We start from the raw sequence: 2029 nt of genomic DNA on the forward strand, positions 1-2029 counted from the left end.
CGAAGGATATCCCAGCTCGCGAATAGTTGCCGCTGCGCTCCTGCCGTACTTGATGTAGAGCTGAACCGCTCGAACGCGGTCTTCGTATGAATACATGAACTACCTCCAAGGTAGTCCAAGATTTTGTCCGCACCCCCTTCTGGGGAAATTACGTCCGACGTTGACAGCTCGGATACATCCTCGCCGAGCCACTGCATCAGTGTCGCGCACTTCGGGCAGGCTGGATCCGGCTTGAGTTCGATTTCGTCGCGGGGCAAGTGCCGTGGCAGTGGCTCTCGCGTGGGCGCCCGACCGGGCGGCGCCGTCGACGTCTTGTCTCGGTGCCCTCGCGTCTCTGCAGCACCCTGGCTGGCCGTCAGGTCTTCCAGTTGCGCCTCGAGCTTATCGATCTGCCGAGCCAGTTTTTCGGACTTGCTACCGAAGTACATCCGCCTGAGTTTATCGATCTGCGCCTTCAGGCGTTCAATCTCGTCGTCGCGGGCGGCGATCTCCCGCACCATATTCGCGATCGATGCCTGCTGTTCGAGCACCAGAGCCTGGAGCTCAGCAACGGTGGCGGGAAGCGGCGCATGTTTGGGCATGCGTCGCAGTTTACGAGCCTTCGATGCGGTTTACAACATCGACAGAGCGGCGGTACGTCGCGGCTGTCGCCAGTCGATGCCCTCGAGCAGCATCGACAGTTGGGCGCTCGTCAGATGGATCTTTCCGCCGTCGGCCTGGGGCCAAATAAACCGGCCCCGCTCCAATCGCTTTGCGAGCAGCCAGAGTCCGTCGTCGGTCGCCCAAAGCAGTTTCACGAGATCGCCGCGACGGCCGCGGAAGATGAACACGTGGCCGCCCAGCTGATTCTCTTCGAGTGCTGTCTGCACCTTCGCGGCCAGACCCTGGAACCCACAACGCATGTCGGTCACGCCGGCCGCCAGCCAGATACGCGTGCCTGCCGGCAGCGCGATCACTTCAGGCATTCCTGCAGGAACGCTTCGGTGCGCTCGGCAGACAGGCCGCGAATTTTCACGCGCCGCTTGCCGATCTCCACCTCGATCTCGCACACGGGCGTCGACATCGGTACGCTGCTCATCGCTCCCGATGCTACCGTCGGCTCCGGCGCCCGCAGCACCAATGTTGGGCTCAAAGTAATAATGAGCCACTTCGCGCGAAGTAAATCTGAGCCACCTTTCAGTACAGTCAGCCTTTTGCGCGCAAAGGCTGGCGATGCTCCAGAAGGAACAGTGGATGCAAATCCATGTGCTCAAAGCCCAAGGCGTATCGGAGCGCGAGATCGCGCGGCGCCTGGGCATTTCTCGCAATACGGTGGCGCGGTACCTGTCGGCCGAGGAAGTGCCGCGCTACAAGCCGCGTGAACCGCGGCCAACCAAGCTCGGGGCGTTCGAGGCGTACATCCTCGATCGCATGGCTGCCGCCGCACCCGAGATCATCGCCGCGCCGGCGCTGCTGCGCGAGTTGCGTGCGCGCGGCTACGATGGCCAATTGCGAAGCCTTCAGGCTTTCATGAACGCGCATAAGTCCGTGCCGAAGCCAGATCCGGTCGTGAGGTTCGAGACCGAGCCCGGTCGGCAGATGCAGTGCGATTTCGTTGTCTTCCGTCGAGGCGCCGACCCGCTTTACGCCTTCACCGCCACGCTCGGCTTCAGTCGTTGGCGCTGGGCGCGCTTCACCACCGATGAACGCGCCGAGACGCTGGTCGCTTGTCATCATGCGCTGTTCGAAGCCTTGGGCGGCGTTCCTCGCGAGATCCTTTACGACAACGCCAAGACCATCGTTGTCGAGCGCGATGCGTATGGCGACGGTCAACACCGCTGGCACGCCGGGTTGCTCGACCTGGCCAAGCGATACGCCTTCCTGCCCAGACTGTGCCAACCATACCGTGCGCAGACCAAGGGCAAGGTCGAGCGATTCCACCGCTATCTGCGCGGCAATTTCTATGTGCCGCTGGCCAGCCAGCTCAAGCAATCCGGCTTGATGCTCGACGCCGTGACTGCGAACGTCGAGGTGAGTAAATGGCTGCGCG

Annotated in this window: 3 protein-coding genes and 1 pseudogene; 1 reads left to right on the forward strand and 3 read right to left on the reverse strand. The window is 62.3% G+C overall.

Annotated elements, in window-relative coordinates; all coding sequences use genetic code 11:
* Positions 1-167 precede the first annotated feature (167 nt).
* The 3 genes and pseudogenes from G3N64_RS38965 to G3N64_RS40310 all read right to left on the reverse strand — a co-directional run.
* Positions 168-581: pseudogene (locus G3N64_RS38965) on the reverse strand (IS66 family transposase); the annotation flags it as partial.
* A 30-nt stretch (positions 582-611) separates the two neighbouring features.
* Positions 612-956, reverse strand: a complete 345-nt coding sequence (gene tnpB, locus G3N64_RS38970) for an IS66 family insertion sequence element accessory protein TnpB (protein WP_205788875.1) — start codon at positions 954-956, stop codon at positions 612-614.
* Positions 953-1078: a hypothetical protein gene (locus G3N64_RS40310; RefSeq protein WP_277399166.1), complete on the reverse strand. Its 126-nt coding sequence runs from the start codon at positions 1076-1078 to the stop codon at positions 953-955. The genes tnpB and G3N64_RS40310 overlap by 4 nt, the downstream gene beginning before the upstream one ends.
* 134 nt (positions 1079-1212) lie before the next feature.
* Here G3N64_RS40310 and istA point away from each other — a divergent pair.
* Positions 1213-2029 (forward strand): IS21 family transposase (istA, locus tag G3N64_RS38975; protein ID WP_205788876.1); only part of this gene is annotated, 817 nt, incomplete at its 3' end.

Source organism: Burkholderia sp. Ac-20344, from assembly GCF_017104975.1.
Classification (GTDB): domain Bacteria; phylum Pseudomonadota; class Gammaproteobacteria; order Burkholderiales; family Burkholderiaceae; genus Burkholderia.